Genomic DNA, 14,793 nt, shown 5'->3' on the forward strand with positions numbered 1-14,793 from the left:
CCGGGTCGCGATCCACCGATCGGTGGATCGCGACCACCACCCGGTTGGGCCGATCCCCCCGCCGAACGGCAGCCAGGTCCCGTCCACCGGTCAATGTCGGAACGAGCGCCGCCGTAGAAGGGTGGACATAGCCAGTCGCCACAGGGCCGAGCCCGAGAGGACACGCGCATGCCACCGGTTATCGAGGTACGCAATCTCCACAAGCGCTACGGGAACAATGTCGCGGTCGACGATGTGTCGCTCACCGTTCAGGAGGGCGAGATCCTCGGGATCCTCGGCCCGAACGGCGCCGGCAAGACGACGACCGTGGAGTGCATCGAGGGCCTCCGCGTGCCGGACCGGGGCGAGATCAAGGTGCTCGGGCTCGATCCCCAACGGGATCGCGCCGAGCTGACCCGGCGGCTCGGTGTGCAGTTGCAGGCGGGGCAGATCCAGGAGCGGCTGGAGGTCGCCGAGGCCCTGGAGCTCTACAGCTCCTTCTATCCCAAGCCTGCCGACTGGCGCGGGCTGATGGACGGCCTCGGCCTGGCGGGCAAGGCGAAGACCAGGTACGCCAAGCTGTCCGGTGGCCAGAAGCAGCGGCTTTCCATCGCGCTGGCGCTCGTCGGCAGCCCTCAGGTGGCGATACTCGACGAGCTCACCACCGGCCTCGACCCGCAGGCACGGCGCGACACCTGGGACCTGATCGAGGGCGTGCGCTCCCGCGGGGTGACGATCGTGCTGGTCACCCATTTCATGGAGGAGGCCGAGCGGCTGTGTGACCGGTTGGCCCTGATCGACGCGGGCCGCGTCGTCCTGGTGGACACCCCGGCCGGTGTGGCCGAGCGGGCCCGTATCGAGCAGCGGATCCAGTTCCGCCCGTCCCGGCAGATGGACGACGAGCTGCTGAGGAGCCTGCCCGACGTCTCCAGCGTCACCCGCCGGGGCGAGCTGGTCATCGTCAAGGGCAACAGCGACGCGCTCAACGCCGTCACCGCCGTACTGGCCCGCAATCGGATAGTGGCCGAACGGCTGCGCGTCGAGCAGGCGAGCCTGGAGGACGCGTTCGTCAAGCTGACCGGGAAACGCCCCGATGCCACCTCGTGATCCGCACGATCCGAACCGATACAGCCCGTCCACGGAGAGGAATCCATACTCATGTCAGCCCTGAACACGGCCGCGCCCTTCACCGCCAAGCGCGGTTCCGCAACGTGGAGGCTCACCAAAGCCGAGATCAAACTCTGTGTCCGGGAAAAGACAGGTCCCCTCTGGGGGGTCGGCTTCCCGCTGATCCTGTTGGTCATCCTCGGCAACGTCCCCATCCTGCGGGAGCCCATGGAGGCCGGGGGAGGCCTGACGTACTTCGACCTCTACGTGCCGGTCATCATCTTGTTCAACCTTGCCATCCTGGCACTGACCGCGCTGCCGACGATACTCGCGGGATACCGCGAGAACGGCGTGCTACGGCGCATGCGGACCACGCCGATCGGCCCGGCCCGCGTGCTCGCCGCCCAGCTCGTGGCCAACCTCTCCATCGCGGTCGTCGCGGTGACCCTGTTCCTCACCGTGGCCGGGCTCGGCTTCGGCGTCCGCCTGCCGCAGAATCTCGCCGGCTTCGCTGTCGGCTGGCTGCTCGCGGCCGCCGCGCTGCTCTCGATCGGCCTGCTGATCACCGCGCTGGCGCCCGGGCGTGGCCCGGCCACGGCGATCGGCACGGTGTTGTTCTTCCCGATGATGTTCTTCGCCGGGCTCTGGGTGCCGATCGCGCAGATGCCCCCGCTGCTGCGGAGCATCAGCCACTACACCCCGCTCGGTGCGGGCATGCAGGCGTTCCAGGAGGCTTCTTTCCAGGGCCATTTCCCGTCCGCCCAGCCCTTGGTGACCTTGGCGGGCTACGCGGTCGTGTGCGCGGTCATCGCGGTCCGCTGGTTCCGCTGGGAATAGAGCGGTTCGCTGGTTTCGCCGGGAATAGACTCGGGACGGATGGAGAGGGATGTGAGCGGGCAGATGCCGGAGTCCTGTGACGCGGAGCAGGGACGGCCCCCCTTTCTGCTGGTGACCGTGGTGCCGTACACGTTGCTGGCCGCCCTCGTCATCTTCAAGGTGGTCGTGGAGTGGTCGGCGGGCGACGACTCCCTGCTCATCGATCTCGGCCTGTGCGGGCTGGCCGCGGGGTGGATGCTCGGCATGTTCACCCTGCGTCCCGCCTGGTGGGAGCGCCCACTGATCATGGGGGTGTTCTTCACCGGCCTGGTGGTGATCACCGCGATCCTGGTGGCGCGAGACCCCGTGTTCGGGTTGTTCACCCCCGCCCCCTACATCTACGCCTTCACCATCCTTCGCTGGCCGTGGCGGCTGCTGGGCGTGGCCGTCGTGGCGGTCGTGGCCGGCGTCGCACAGGCATCCGACGTGCCCAAGACGACCGCTCTCGGCCTGACGATCTTCGTGATCATCGTTGTCGTCAACATCGTCATGATGTGCGTCACCGCCTGGTTCCTCCAGATCGCCGAGCAGGAGAGAGAGCAGCGCCTCCAGGCCCTCGCCGAGCTGAGCCGGACGAACCGGTTGCTGGAGGCGACGCTCGCCGAGAACGCCGGCCTGCACACCCAGCTGCTCGCCCAGGCCAGGGAGGCGGGAGTCCTCGACGAGCGCCAGCGGATGGCTCGCGAGATCCATGACACCCTGGCGCAGGGACTCACCGGGATCATCACGCAACTCCAGGCCGCCGAGCAGATGCACGACGTCCCGGAGCGGTGGCACCGCCCCTTCGAGGCGGTGAAGACGCTGGCGAGGGAGAGCCTGGCAGAGGCCCGGCGTTCGGTTGACGCGCTGCGGCCCGAGCCACTGGAAACCGCGCGCCTGAGCGACGCGCTCACCGACGTCGCCGACCGGTGGTCGAGGTTGCACGGGCTCGCCGTCCAGGTCACGACGACCGGCACGGTACGGCCGATGACACCGGAGACCGAGTTCGCGCTGCTGCGCACGGCACAGGAGGCGTTGGCCAACGTGGCCAAGCACGCGCGCGCGACCAGGGTCGGAGTGACGCTGTCCTACCTGGAACACGAGGTGGCGTTGGACGTGCGTGACGACGGCAGGGGCTTCGAACCCGCGGGTCTCGAAGCGGGAACGGTCGGGAACGGCGCGTCGCAGCCGCCGCACCGCGGCGGCGGGTTCGGCCTGACCATCATGCGACAGCGCGTCGAAGGGCTGTCCGGGAGTCTGCGGATCGAGTCCGAGCCCGGCGCCGGCACCGGGATCTCGGCCTGCATCCCCATCCTGCCGGCCGGGAGCCACACATGACCGATCGCACGGCCGAGCCGGCGGCCGAGACCCCGATCCGGCTGCTGATCGCGGACGACCATCCCATCGTCAGGGACGGGCTGAGCAGCATGTTCGCCTCCGCGCCCGGATTCGAGGTGCTGGGCGAGGCCGCGGACGGCGCCGCGGTCGTGCGGCTCGCCCAGGAGCTCCAGCCCGACGTGATCCTGATGGACCTGCGCATGCCGGGCATGGACGGGCTGACCGCGATCACCGAGCTGACCAGGCTCGGCGTCACCGCGCGCGTGCTGGTTCTGACCACCTACGACACCGACACCCACGTACTGCCGGCGATCGAGGCGGGCGCGACCGGCTACCTGCTCAAGGACTCTCCCCGGGAGGACCTGCTGCGCGGTGCGCGGGCCGCCGCCGAGGGCGAGAGCGTCCTCTCTCCCTCGGTGGCCGCCCGGTTGATGAACCGGGTCAGGACACCCGCCCCGCAACTGCTCAGCCGGCGGGAACTCGAGGTCCTCGAACTCGTGGCGGCCGGGAACACCAACCGTGAGGCGGCCGCCCGGCTGTTCATCACCGAGGCCACGGTCAAAAGTCACCTGCTGAACATCTACGCCAAGCTCGGCGTGGGGGACCGCGCCGCCGCCGTCACCGAGGCGTTCAACCGGCGGCTGCTCACCCCAGAAACGCGGGAGCCGCTCTGATTGCTCGCCGCCTCCTTGGCCACGCTCAGCATCCTCGACGCCCATCCGGTGACCGCGGCGCCCAAGAGGGAACGCGTCTCCGGTTGCTACGACGACGGCCGGTTGGTGAACGTCCCGGCCAGGGGGCGCCCCAGGGTGTTTCCCTGGGGCGAGGCCCGCGGGTCTCACGTGAGGGTGTCGGGCATGAAACGACGCTTGATCGTCCTGATGGCGGCGGCGGTATCGGCGGTGGCGGTGGCGGCGCCGGCGCCGACGGCTGCCGACGCCGTCTCCCGCGACAGCGGCCCCGTGGCCGCGACCTGTGCCGCCGTTCCCGTCTCCGCGCCCTCCGGCACCAAGGTGGAGTCGGTGAAGGCGGTCGCCAATACCGGCGGAACCGTCACGTTCCCCGCCGCTCCTCCGCTGCACCCCCAGGAGGAGACGCTCACCGACGTGCCGGCCTGGTGTGACGTCACCGTCACGGTGAGCCACCCGGGCGCGAACGACCACGTCAACATCAAGATCTCGCTGCCCCAGGACAGGGAGAACTGGACCGGAAGGTTCCAGGCGCTCGGCGGCAGCGCCTACCTCGCCGGTGACTTCGGCGGCTCCTCGCTGGTCGGCGCGGTGAAGGCCGGGTACGTCGCCGCGGCCACCGACGCCGGTGTCGGCGCGAACCCGCTCGACGTCAGCGGCTGGGCGCTCACCCCGGCCGGAAAGGTCGACACCCCGCTGCTGGAGAACTTCGCCTCCCGCTCGCTGCACGACATGGCCGTCATCGGCAAGGACGTGGCGAAGAGGTTCTACGACCGGCCCGTGAGCTACGCGTACTGGAACGGCTGCTCGACCGGTGGCCGCCAGGGGTACGCGGAGGCCCAGGACCACCCGACGGACTTCGACGGGATCCTGGCCAAGGCGCCGGCGATCAACTGGGACCGGTTCGCGGTCGCCACGCTCTGGTCGCAGGCCGTCTTCAACGAGGAGAAGGTCGCGCCCACCCCGTGTGAGCTGACGGCGTTCAACACCGCCGCGGTCAAGGCCTGCGACACCCTCGACGGGGTCAAGGACGGCATCATCGACGACCCGCGGAAGTGCCACTGGGACGCCCGGCGGCTGGCCGGCACCAAGATCGACTGTGGTGACAAGAAGATCACGATCTCCCGCGCCACCGCCGACGCGGTGCGCAAGATCTGGGCCGGACCGGTCTCCTCCTCCGGCCGGAAGCTCTGGTACGGGCCGAACAAGGGCGCGAGCCTCGACGCCCTGGCCACTCCCGGCACGCCGTTCACCGTCGCCGACAGCTGGGTCAAGTACTTCGTGAAGCGGAACCCGTCGTTCGACACGACGAAGCTCACCTACACGTCGTTCGCGCAGATCTTCCGCGCGTCGCAGCTGCGGTTCAACGACGTCATCGGCACCGACGGCCCGAACCTGTCGGCGTTCGCGAAGGCCGGCGGCAAGCTGCTGAGCTGGCACGGCCAGAACGACGAGCTGGTCCCCACCCAGGGCACGATCGCCTACCGCGAGCGGGTCAACCGGGTCCTGGGCGGCAACAAGCGGGTCGACGACTTCTACCGCCTGTTCCTGCTGCCCGGCGTGAACCACTGCGCAGGCGGCCCCGGCCCGTACCCGACCGACGACCTGGGCGCGCTGGTCGACTGGGTGGAGAAGGGCCAGGCTCCGGCCACCCTCGCCGCCTCGGCCTCCGGTCCCGGCGGCGAGACCGTCACGCGCGACGTCTGCCGCTACCCGATGGTGGCCCGCTACACCGGCCACGGCGACACGGCCTCGGCCGCGAACTACCGCTGCGTCACCGCCTGACCTCGTCCGAACGACGCGGCGGCCCCGGCACTCTCGCCGGGGCCGCCGCCCCATGCCCGCCCGCCGGACTCGCCCCCGCCCGCGGCGACGCCGCCCGGCCCGGCATGCGAGGGCCCGGCGCGTCGCCTGCCGCCGCCGTCGCCCGGCCGGCGCGCCCATGGCCCGGCCTCAGCGGCCGGGGAAGCGCTCGGTGACCTCCTGCAGCAGGAAGCCGTTGCCGTCGGGATCGCTGAACGAGGCGAACGAGCCGTACGAGGGGCGGCCGGGGTAGAAGCCGGGAACCCGCTTCTCGGTGCCCGCGTGGTGGAAGACGCCGCCCTTGTCGTGGAAGATCTCGCTGACCTCGACACCGCGGCTGACCAGGTCGGCCCGGGCCTCCTCGATGTCACGCACGATCAGGTGAACGTTCTCCGCCGACCCGGGCGCGGCGGTACCGATGCCCTTGCCCACGATGATCGAGCAGTGGGAGCCCGGCGGGGTGAAGTGCACGACCCGGAAGTCCTGATCGGCGACGTAGTCGAGATCCTCGCGGAAACCGATCCGCCTGTAGAACTCCTTGGCCCGGTCGACGTCGGCCACCGGCAGCACGATCACCTCAAGCATGTAGTCCACCATTGTCCCCACTCCTCCACGATCCCGGCGGTGCCGTTCGGCATCCGGCCTTCACAATCATGCGCGGAGCAGGGCGTTCGCCCCAGGGTGACACCCTGGTGGCGGCCCTGGGATCACCTGTCGCGCAGGGCGGAGGCCAGCTCGCGGCGGGAGCCGATGTCGAGCTTGGTGAAGACTTTGCGCAGGTGCCATTCGACGGTACGCGGACTGAGGAACAGCACGGCGCCGATCTCCGGATTGGTACGCCCCGCCACGGCCAGACGCGCGATCTGCGCCTCCTGGGGGGTGAGCTCCTCCCGTGCGCCCGGGGTCCGCTTGCGCACCGTCTCGCCGGTGGCGGCCAGTTCCCGGCCGACCCGCTCGGCGAAACCGTCCGCACCGATCGTGGTGAACGCCTCGTAGGCGATCCGTAGCTGCGTCCGGGCGTCGGCCCGCCGGTTCTCCCTTCGCAGCCACTCACCGTAGAGCAGCCGGGCCCGGGCGGTCTGCAGGCCGAGCCGAGTCGCGGCGAACCGCTCGATCGCCTCTCGGTAGTGCTTCTCGACCGGCCCGGCCGGGCCCGCGAGCGCGTCCGCGAGAGCCTGGGCGCCGCGCGCCCAGTTCGTGTCGACGACACGCGTCCGGGCGACGAGGCGGTCGCGTGCCTCGGCCGCGACGGTGCCCGCCCCGGCGCGTGCGGCGGCTTCGACCAGCTCGCCGAGCGTCCACTGCAGGACGGCGGGGTCCTCGTGCCGAGCCGCGTCGAGGGCCGCCTTCAGCGCCGCCGGGTACCGGCCGAGCCCGTTGAACAGCACCGCCCTGCTGTATCCGGCGACGGCGAGCAACCACCCCAGGCCGCCCGCCTCGGCGTTCCCGACCAGAGCCTCGTTGAGTTCCAGCGCCGGCTCCTCGCGTCCGCGATGCGCGGCCAGGATGACCGCGGTGGCCGGATGCGGGGACGAGCCGGTGGCGTTCCCGAGGGCCTCGGCCTCGTCGACCAGGTTCGACGCGTCGGCGAAGCGGCCGGCGTAGATCAGCGCGGTGGCGCGGAAGGTCAGCGCGCTCGGCAGGAGGGACAGCGCGCCGGTCTCGCGGGCGTGGCGGACGGTCTGCTCGGTCCTGGTGAGAAACGCCACGTCGTCCCACACCTCGTGCATGACCATCCCGTTCAGCCAGACCAGGTCCAGGTCGTTGTCCGGGGGAACCGCGGCCAGGGCGCGGGTGAACAGCGGCACCGCCGCCGCGTGCCCCTCCAGGATCCACGCCGTCAGCCCCGCGAGGAGCAGACCGGCCGGCTCCTCGCCCGCGGGAACGCCGCGGGCGGCCTCGGCCGCCCGGCGCAGGTCGCCGCCGCCGAGCCACCCCGCGTTCACGGCCGCGCCGATCGCCGCCAGGTAGGTCTCCCGGGCCGCGGCGGGATCCAGCGCCTCCAGGCGGCGTGCGGCCGAGAGCAGCGGCGGCACGGCCGCCCGCCCGGCGTTGAGCGCGAACGCGACCTTGGCGCGCAGCCGCTCCACTCCGGCCCGCTGCACCGGGTCCAGCGGACCGAGCTCGGCGGCGGCCAGCAGGTCCGGCACCTCGGCGAGGGCTCCGGCGGTGAACCGGGCCGTCGCGGCGGACAGGATGCGCCCGGCGCGCTTCGCCGGATCGAGGGTGAGCTCCGCCGCGCGCTCCAGGAAGGCCGCGGCCGCCGCCCGGCCGCCACGGGTCATCGCCCGGCCGGCCGATCGCTCCAGTTCGCCGGCGACCTCCTCGTCCGGCCCCGGCGCGGCGTGCGCCCGGTGCCAGGCACGGCGGTCGGGCTCCTGCTCGGGGTCGGTCACCTCGGCGAGCGCCCGGTGCACCGCGCGCAGCCCGGCGGGCTCGGCGGAGCGCCGGCTGGCCGAGCGGACCAGCGGATGCCGGAACCGGACCCGGGTCCCGATCTCGACCAGGCCCGCGGCCGTCGCGGGTGCCGCGGCATCCGTCCCGACATCCAGCCGTTCGAGCGCGCGCCACAGCAGCGGCACGTCGCCGACCGGTTCGACGGCGGCGGTGAGCAGCAGCGTGCGGGTCTCCGGAGGCAACGCGGCGATGCGCCGCTGGAAGCCCTCCTCGACCCGGCTCACCAGCGGCGTCGCGCTGTGTCCGCCGAACCCGAACGCCAGCTCCGCCGGCGTGAGATCGCGCGGCAGCTCGAGCAGGGCCAGCGGGTTGCCGCGGGTCTCGGCGACGATCCGGTCGCGTACGCGGGCGTCGACCGGGCCGGGCAGTACGGAGTCCAGCAGCGCCCGCGCGTCCGCGTCGGGAAGACCCTCGACGCGCAGTTCCGGCAGTCCTCCGAGGATCCGCTCGTCGCCGGGGCTGCGCGCCGCGAAGACGAGGGCGACCGACTCGGAGTCCAGCCGGCGGGCGACGAAGGTGAGGATCACCTCCGACATCCGGTCCATCCACTGCACGTCGTCCACGGCGCAGACCAGCGGCCGCTCCGACGCGGCCTCGGCGAACAGCCCGAGCACGGCGAGCCCGACGAGCAACGTGTCCGGCGGATCACCGGCACTGAGGCCGAATCCGGTGGCGAGCGCGTCCCGCTGCGGCTCGGGCAGCCGGTCGAGATGGCCCAGCAGCGGCGCGCAGAGTTGCTGGAGCGCCGAGTAGGCGATCTCGGTCTCCGGCTCCACCCCTGCCGCGCGGGCCACCTGGCAGGCGGACGCGGCCTCGGCAAGGTAGTCCAGCAGGGCGGTCTTGCCCACTCCGGCCTCACCGCGCAGCACCAGCACCCGGCTCTGCCCGGCGCGGACGTCACGCAGCAGCCGGTCGAGTGCCTCCTGCTCGCGTCGTCGCCCCCGCAGCACGGAAGTCCTGGTGTTGATCGGCACGTAACCCCCCTGCCGGGGAGGTTACAACACTCCTGATTCCCCAACGGACAAGCGTCACCAAACTTCGTGACGTGCCGAAACGCCGGACAGCGTGCCGGAAGACCATGATGATCGCCCTCGCCGACGACGGCCGTCGTCGCTGCCCGAAGCGGCGGACCGGCACCCTGTCGCCCGGGGGTGCCCGGTGAGCCTTGCGACCGGGGACCAGTGTCCCGCCCAGGGTCTCTCCCCGGGGCGACCGGCCGGTACGGGCGGTCAGAGTGACTCCCGTACCCCGGAACGCCGGAAAGCCGGAAAGAAAGCGGAAACCCCCGATGTCGTCACTCCTTCGCATCTACCTCATCCGTGGCCTCATCGCGATCGCCTGGTCGATCGGCTTCGCCGCCGTCCACGACTCGTTGACGGCCACCTCGGTGATCCTGCTCATCGCGTACCCGGTCGTCGACGTCGTCGCCTCGCTGTTCGACGTCCGTGAGGATCCCGGGACTCCGGCCCGCAGGCTGCAGGTGTTCAACACGGCGCTCAGCGCCCTGACCGCCGTCGGTCTCGGCCTCGCCGCCATCGGCGGTGTCGGCGCGGTGCTGTTCGTGTTCGGCCTCTGGGCCATCGTCTCCGGCGCCGCCCAGCTGACCGTGGCCATCCGCCGCCGCGGCCCCGAGCTCGGCCGTCAGTGGCCGATGCTCGTCGCCGGCGCCCTGTCGGTCATCGCCGGTCTCACCTATCTTCCCGCCGCCGTCGGCGACGACCCCGACCTGACCGCGCTGATCATGTACACCGCGGCCGGGGGTGCCTTCTTCGTCATCCAGGCCGCGACCCTGGCCTGGAAGCGGCGCCGCCGGACGCGGGTCACCCAGGCCTGATCGGCACCCTGACGCGGTGGTGGCGGGATCACCCGCCACCACCGCGTCTTCGTTCACACCTCGTCCGGCCGGAACAGGACGCCGGTCTGCTCTCATGGGCGCGAGAGGGCTTCCGCCAGGTGGGGGTGCGCTTCCAGGAGGCTCGGACAGTGACGCGGCGTCTCGGCGATCATGTAGGCGGCGTGCCGAGTCCTGCCGCCGCTCCGCCGAGACGTACGAACCGGGCCGGAACGAGGCGGTCACCCGGGATCGACGACCTTTCCCGATCCGTGGCGCTCGTCACAGTGGTGCCCGGCCCCCGGGGCGGGGTCGCGAGGTGTTCGCCCAGGTCATGGGGGATTTGGAGGTTCCCGTGCGCGATCTGGGGATCATCGTTCGCCGGTGAAAATCGGATGACTTTTCACATCATCTGCAGGAATGCTGAGGACGGGCGATGAGTTTTGTCGGTGGTACAGGTCATTCTTTGCAGACCACGACTTCTCGTGAGACCCAAGGCTGGGACGCCAGCGATGACCACGTGTCATGTCCGACAACCCCGATTGAGGTTCCGTGCACAGCCCACAGCTCGACTCACCCGCCAAGCCCGCGACAGCCGCCCCAGGTCGCACCCCGGCTGTGATCCGGCTGCTGGTGCTCGCCACATTCGTGGTCATCCTCAACGAGACGATCCTGATCAACGGGATCCCGCAGGTGATGAGCGCGCTGCACATCACCGAGCAGACCGCGCAGTGGCTCTCGACCGCCTTCCTGCTGACCATGGCCGTTGTCATCCCGATCACCGGGTGGTTCCTGCAGCGGGTCTCCACCCGCGGCGCTTACACCACCGCGATGGGCCTGTTCCTGCTCGGTACGTTGCTGGCCGCCGTCGCGCCGTCGTTCGGGGTGCTGCTGGGCGCTCGCATCATCCAGGCGGCCGGGACGGCCGTGATGATGCCGCTGCTGATGACCACGCTGATGCAGGTGGTGCCCGAGGGCGACCGAGGGCGGGTGATGGGCAGCGTCTCCCTGGCCATCTCGGTCGCGCCCGCCATGGGCCCGACGGTCTCGGGGGTGATCCTCCAGTTCGGGTCCTGGCGAATGCTGTTCGCCGTGGTGCTCCCCATCGCCGCCCTGATCACCTGGGGCGGCCTGAAGCAGCTCAAGAACGTCGGAGAGCCGCGGTTCAGCACCGTCGACTGGCTGAGCGTGGTGACCGCGGGCGGCGGCTTCGGCGGCCTGGTCTACGGGCTGAGCCGGTTCGAGAGCGGTGACGCCCGCGTCGCCGTCGCGATCGTGGTGGCCGGCCTGGTCGCCATCGCCGTCTTCGTCTTCCGCCAGCTGTCGCTGCAGAAGCGCGGCGTGCCGCTGCTGGATCTGCGCACCCTGCGCTACCGCACCTACACGGTCGCGCTGATCCTGATGGCGGTGGCCTTCATGTCGATGTTCGGCTCGATGATCCTGCTGCCGCTGTACCTGCAGAACGTCCGCGGGCTCAGCGCCCTGCAGACCGGGCTCCTCGTGATGCCGGGCGGCCTCGCGATGGGGCTGCTCAGTCCGACCGTCGGCCGCCTGTTCGACCGGTTCGGTGGCAGGGTTCTGGTCATCCCCGGCTCGATCGGGATCACGCTCGCGCTCGTCGGCTTCACCCAGGTCACGATGACCATGCCGTTCTGGCAGCTTCTCGGTCTGCACGCGTTGCTGATGGTGGGGCTGGCCGCGGTCTTCACCCCGGTGTTCACCCTCGGGCTCGGAGCGGTCCCGCCGCCGCTCTACTCCCACGCCAGCTCGATCCTGAGCACGCTGCAACAGGTCGCCGGGGCCGTCGGTATCGCTCTCGTGATCACCGTGATGAGCGCGCGAACCGACAACCTGAGAGCCGCGGGGGTCACGGAGACGCTCGCCAACCTCGACGGCATGCGGCTGGCCTTCATCATCGGCGCGGTGCTGTCCCTGGCCGTGGTCGTCGCCGCCCTGCTCCTGCCCGCCCGGGCGGACAACGCCGGCGAGACCGAGGAGACCGGCGAGACCGACAAGGTCGAGGAGACCGACAAGGTCGGCGAGACCGGCAAGGTCGGCGAGACCGAAGAGGTCGGTGAGACCAGCGAGACCGGCAAGACCGAGGAGACCCGGCCGGTGGAACAGCCGGCCTGACGACGGTGGGACGACGGGACGCCGTGACCTCCCTCGCCGGGGTGGCGGTCGCCGGATAGCTCTTCGACGCCGCGACCCCGCCGGCGCGCGACCCCGCCCACCTGGCCTTCACCGCGCCCGGCCACCGGTTCTGGGGGTGGTGCGCCGGATGGTGTCCGGTTGTGGCGAGGTGCCCGATCCAGCGGAAAAAACGGGGTTTTGTGTGCCGTAGTGCACGCCCGGCGCTATGTGTGCGTTTGTACGCAGAACGGGACTTTTCTTCTGCCTAATGTCAGTGCTGTCCGGAGCGCGGCACCGAAAAGGCGCACCGGGCGCAGGTCACACGGGTTGTTCCCGAACACCCTCGATCAAAGGAAGTCCCTCATGCGTAAGCTTCGCAGCGTCCTTGCCGGCACGGCCCTGGCCGGCGCCCTGGCGGCCGGTATCGTCGCCGCCCCCGCCCAGGCCGCCACCGCGAGCACGGCGGGTACGGCCTCGGTCGCCCAGGCGCAGTACACCAAGCACTGGTTCTCCGGCTACTCCAGCTTCGGCCGTGGTGAGTCGCGCGGCGAGCGCTCGTACTACAAGGGCTACTGGTACTACTCCAACGGCCGCTACCACTTCGACATCAAGACCTGGGACCGCGACCGCGACCGGGAGAACACCTTCATCGATTTCTACTACCACGACGACCGCGGCTGGCACAATCGCCGCTTCAACACCGGCGGCCACCACGAGTGGAAGTTCAGCTACAGCGCCAAGGGCGGCTTCGACGGCTTCCGCGTCCGCGTCGGCGAAGGCCGCTCCGGCGACTTCGACTGGGGCAACTACCACCGCGACTCCTTCTGAACCACCCGCTGACGTCGTGACGCGCACCGCGTTCGACAGGTGAATCCGCGAAGGCGCCGGCGATCCCGCCGGCGCCTTCTCAGCTCACATCCTTGCGGATCACGCGCGCCACGCCGGCCGCCATCGGGACGGCGATCCAGAGGAGCACGGACACGGCCAGCCGGGCGGTGTCGCCACCGGTCATGTCGCCGGCCGTCAGGGGAGCGGTGGTGGTGTTCAGGTCGAGCCACCCGGCCAGAGCGCGGCCCGTGGTACCGAGCCTGCCGACGGCGCTCCACAGGATCGGGGCCAACAGGTAGATCACGATCGCGGCCGGTGCGTTCAGGAGCAGCGTGCCCAGGGCGAGTGCCGCCGCGACCATGAGGACGTTCGTCCCGGTCCAGCCCAGCAGGGCGAGGGGTGCGACCTCCCAGGTGGCCGGGACGTCCTGAACGCCGGCGACGACGGCCGTAACCGGCACCGCGACCAGCATCGCGAGCAGGGAGGCGGCCACGGCCATGATCAACGGTGGCAGGCACTTGGCCGCCAGCGCCCGCCCGCGCCGGGGTACGAGCGCGAACGTGGTCAGGGCGGTGCGGTGGCTCCATTCGCCGGTCATCGTGAGGATGGCGAGTATGGGGAGCAGGGTTCCGAGTCCGATGCCGGACGTGCCGATCATGGACTGCAGTCGCGGACCGGAGACGACGCCGCGGCCGATGACGGCCGCGAGCACCAGGACGACCAGGCCAGCGGTTATGATCTTGCCGCCGCGGGTGTCGAAGAGCTTGCGGGTCTCGACCGACAGCAGCCGGCGGAACGGGATCGGTGTCCGGGGCCGATGGATGCCCGTGTTCTCCGAGCCCGTGTTCTCCGAGCCGGTGGCCGTGACGGCGCTCGTCGCGGCGGCGTTCGCGGTGCTCCTGGTCACCGGGGTGCCGCTCATGCCGCGCTCCTGGCGGCGTCCGCGGTCAGGTCGAGGAAGGTCTGTTCGAGGCCCCTGCCCCGGTCGAGTTCCTCGACGGTGCCCTGGACGAGGACGCGGCCGTGGCCGATCATCACGATGTGGTCGGCGATCCGCTCCACCTCGTGCAGCAGGTGGGAGCTGAGCAGCACCGCGCACCCCGAGTCGGCGAGGTCGCGGAGCAGCTCGCGCATCCACCGGATGCCCTGGGGGTCCAGCCCGTTGGCGGGCTCGTCCAGGACGAGCACCCTGGGCCGGCCGAGGAGCGCGTGGCCGATGCCGAGACGCTGCCGCATCCCGAGCGAGTAGCCGCCCACGGTCCGCCCGCCCTCGCGGCCGGTCAGCCCGACGAGGTCGAGGACCTCGCCGACCCGCGACCTCGGCAGGCCAAGCGTCATCGCGCCCAGGGTCAGGATCTCCCGCCCGGTACGGCCCGGATGGTGGGCACCGGCGTCGAGCAGCGTGCCGACCTGGGAACCCGGGCAGTCCAGCTCGGCGTACGGCCGGCCCAGCACGGTGGCCGAGCCCGAGGTGGCGCGGGAGAGCCCGACCAGGACGCGCATGGCCGTCGATTTTCCCGCCCCGTTGGGCCCGAGGAACCCGGTGACGCTTCCCGCCCCGACGGTGAAGGACACGTCGTCGAGCGCCCTCACATCTTTGTAGACCTTGCTCACACGGCTGAATTCGATCATTGATCCAGTCCATCGGATGCGGGTCCACAGGGCATCGGTCCCGGGTCGAGAGCCGCCGGACGCGAGTACACGCCCGTCGCCGGAATCATGTAGACCTTCGGCGACCCGGATGCCGACCCTGGTCGCTAAGGCGTCGGCCCG

At 71.0% G+C, this 14,793-nt stretch carries 12 protein-coding genes; 8 read left to right on the forward strand and 4 right to left on the reverse strand.

What is annotated here, in order from left to right:
- Nucleotides 1-168 precede the first annotated feature (168 nt).
- The 5 genes from ACTOQ2_RS32205 (at nucleotide 169) to ACTOQ2_RS32225 (ending at nucleotide 5,753) form a co-directional block, all read left to right on the forward strand.
- Nucleotides 169-1,086: an ABC transporter ATP-binding protein gene (locus tag ACTOQ2_RS32205; RefSeq protein WP_440104591.1), complete on the forward strand. Its 918-nt coding sequence runs from the start codon at nucleotides 169-171 to the stop codon at nucleotides 1,084-1,086.
- 51 nt (nucleotides 1,087-1,137) lie between these two features.
- A complete protein-coding gene (locus ACTOQ2_RS32210; protein ID WP_440104592.1) occupies nucleotides 1,138-1,923 on the forward strand; it encodes an ABC transporter permease in 786 nt (261 codons plus the stop codon).
- 39 nt (nucleotides 1,924-1,962) lie between these two features.
- The gene (locus tag ACTOQ2_RS32215) at nucleotides 1,963-3,279 is read left to right on the forward strand and encodes a sensor histidine kinase (protein ID WP_440104593.1); all 1,317 of its coding nucleotides are present in this window, start codon (nucleotides 1,963-1,965) and stop codon (nucleotides 3,277-3,279) included.
- Nucleotides 3,276-3,953, forward strand: coding sequence for a response regulator (locus tag ACTOQ2_RS32220; RefSeq protein WP_440104594.1), 678 nt, complete (start codon nucleotides 3,276-3,278; stop codon nucleotides 3,951-3,953). Before ACTOQ2_RS32215 ends, ACTOQ2_RS32220 begins: the two co-directional genes overlap by 4 nt.
- Nucleotides 3,954-4,136: 183 nt before the next feature.
- Nucleotides 4,137-5,753, forward strand: a complete 1,617-nt coding sequence (locus tag ACTOQ2_RS32225) for a tannase/feruloyl esterase family alpha/beta hydrolase (RefSeq protein WP_440104595.1) — start codon at nucleotides 4,137-4,139, stop codon at nucleotides 5,751-5,753.
- Between the two features lie 168 nt (nucleotides 5,754-5,921).
- Here the strand turns inward: ACTOQ2_RS32225 and ACTOQ2_RS32230 are convergent, their stop codons facing one another.
- Together ACTOQ2_RS32230 and ACTOQ2_RS32235 are read right to left on the reverse strand one after the other, a co-directional pair.
- The gene (locus ACTOQ2_RS32230) at nucleotides 5,922-6,368 is read right to left on the reverse strand and encodes a VOC family protein (RefSeq protein WP_440104596.1); all 447 of its coding nucleotides are present in this window, start codon (nucleotides 6,366-6,368) and stop codon (nucleotides 5,922-5,924) included.
- A 110-nt stretch (nucleotides 6,369-6,478) separates the two neighbouring features.
- Nucleotides 6,479-9,202: a helix-turn-helix transcriptional regulator gene (locus ACTOQ2_RS32235; RefSeq protein ID WP_440104597.1), complete on the reverse strand. Its 2,724-nt coding sequence runs from the start codon at nucleotides 9,200-9,202 to the stop codon at nucleotides 6,479-6,481.
- A gap of 314 nt (nucleotides 9,203-9,516) precedes the next feature.
- Here ACTOQ2_RS32235 and ACTOQ2_RS32240 point away from each other — a divergent pair, with 314 nt between their 5' ends.
- From ACTOQ2_RS32240 to ACTOQ2_RS32250, 3 genes are all read left to right on the forward strand, one after another.
- Complete coding sequence (locus tag ACTOQ2_RS32240) at nucleotides 9,517-10,062, forward strand: DUF308 domain-containing protein (RefSeq protein ID WP_440104598.1); 546 nt, start codon at nucleotides 9,517-9,519, stop codon at nucleotides 10,060-10,062.
- A 549-nt stretch (nucleotides 10,063-10,611) separates the two neighbouring features.
- Entirely contained in the window at nucleotides 10,612-12,192 is a 1,581-nt protein-coding gene (locus tag ACTOQ2_RS32245) for an MDR family MFS transporter (protein ID WP_440104599.1), read from the forward strand.
- 363 nt (nucleotides 12,193-12,555) lie between these two features.
- The gene (locus tag ACTOQ2_RS32250; RefSeq protein ID WP_440104600.1) at nucleotides 12,556-13,020 is read left to right on the forward strand and encodes a hypothetical protein; all 465 of its coding nucleotides are present in this window, start codon (nucleotides 12,556-12,558) and stop codon (nucleotides 13,018-13,020) included.
- Between the two features lie 79 nt (nucleotides 13,021-13,099).
- Here ACTOQ2_RS32250 and ACTOQ2_RS32255 read toward each other — a convergent pair whose 3' ends face one another.
- Complete coding sequence (locus tag ACTOQ2_RS32255; protein ID WP_440104601.1) at nucleotides 13,100-13,942, reverse strand: ABC transporter permease; 843 nt, start codon at nucleotides 13,940-13,942, stop codon at nucleotides 13,100-13,102.
- The gene (locus tag ACTOQ2_RS32260; protein WP_440104602.1) at nucleotides 13,939-14,652 is read right to left on the reverse strand and encodes an ABC transporter ATP-binding protein; all 714 of its coding nucleotides are present in this window, start codon (nucleotides 14,650-14,652) and stop codon (nucleotides 13,939-13,941) included. Before ACTOQ2_RS32260 ends, ACTOQ2_RS32255 begins: the two co-directional genes overlap by 4 nt.
- Between the last annotated feature and the right edge of the window lie 141 nt (nucleotides 14,653-14,793).

This window comes from Streptosporangium sp. H16 (assembly GCF_051918855.1).
Taxonomy (GTDB): domain Bacteria; phylum Actinomycetota; class Actinomycetes; order Streptosporangiales; family Streptosporangiaceae; genus Streptosporangium.

What these genes read in the sequence shown, in the direction of transcription:
- ACTOQ2_RS32205 (WP_440104591.1), top strand. Translation starts at nt 169, where the DNA reads ATGCCACCGGTTATCGAGGTACGCAATCTCCACAAGCGCTACGGGAAC.
- ACTOQ2_RS32210 (WP_440104592.1), top strand. Translation starts at nt 1,138, where the DNA reads ATGTCAGCCCTGAACACGGCCGCGCCCTTCACCGCCAAGCGCGGTTCC.
- ACTOQ2_RS32215 (WP_440104593.1), top strand. Translation starts at nt 1,963, where the DNA reads ATGGAGAGGGATGTGAGCGGGCAGATGCCGGAGTCCTGTGACGCGGAG.
- ACTOQ2_RS32220 (WP_440104594.1), top strand. Translation starts at nt 3,276, where the DNA reads ATGACCGATCGCACGGCCGAGCCGGCGGCCGAGACCCCGATCCGGCTG.
- ACTOQ2_RS32225 (WP_440104595.1), top strand. Translation starts at nt 4,137, where the DNA reads ATGAAACGACGCTTGATCGTCCTGATGGCGGCGGCGGTATCGGCGGTG.
- ACTOQ2_RS32230 (WP_440104596.1), bottom strand. Translation starts at nt 6,368, where the DNA reads ATGGTGGACTACATGCTTGAGGTGATCGTGCTGCCGGTGGCCGACGTC.
- ACTOQ2_RS32240 (WP_440104598.1), top strand. Translation starts at nt 9,517, where the DNA reads ATGTCGTCACTCCTTCGCATCTACCTCATCCGTGGCCTCATCGCGATC.
- ACTOQ2_RS32250 (WP_440104600.1), top strand. Translation starts at nt 12,556, where the DNA reads ATGCGTAAGCTTCGCAGCGTCCTTGCCGGCACGGCCCTGGCCGGCGCC.
- ACTOQ2_RS32255 (WP_440104601.1), bottom strand. Translation starts at nt 13,942, where the DNA reads ATGAGCGGCACCCCGGTGACCAGGAGCACCGCGAACGCCGCCGCGACG.
- ACTOQ2_RS32260 (WP_440104602.1), bottom strand. Translation starts at nt 14,652, where the DNA reads ATGATCGAATTCAGCCGTGTGAGCAAGGTCTACAAAGATGTGAGGGCG.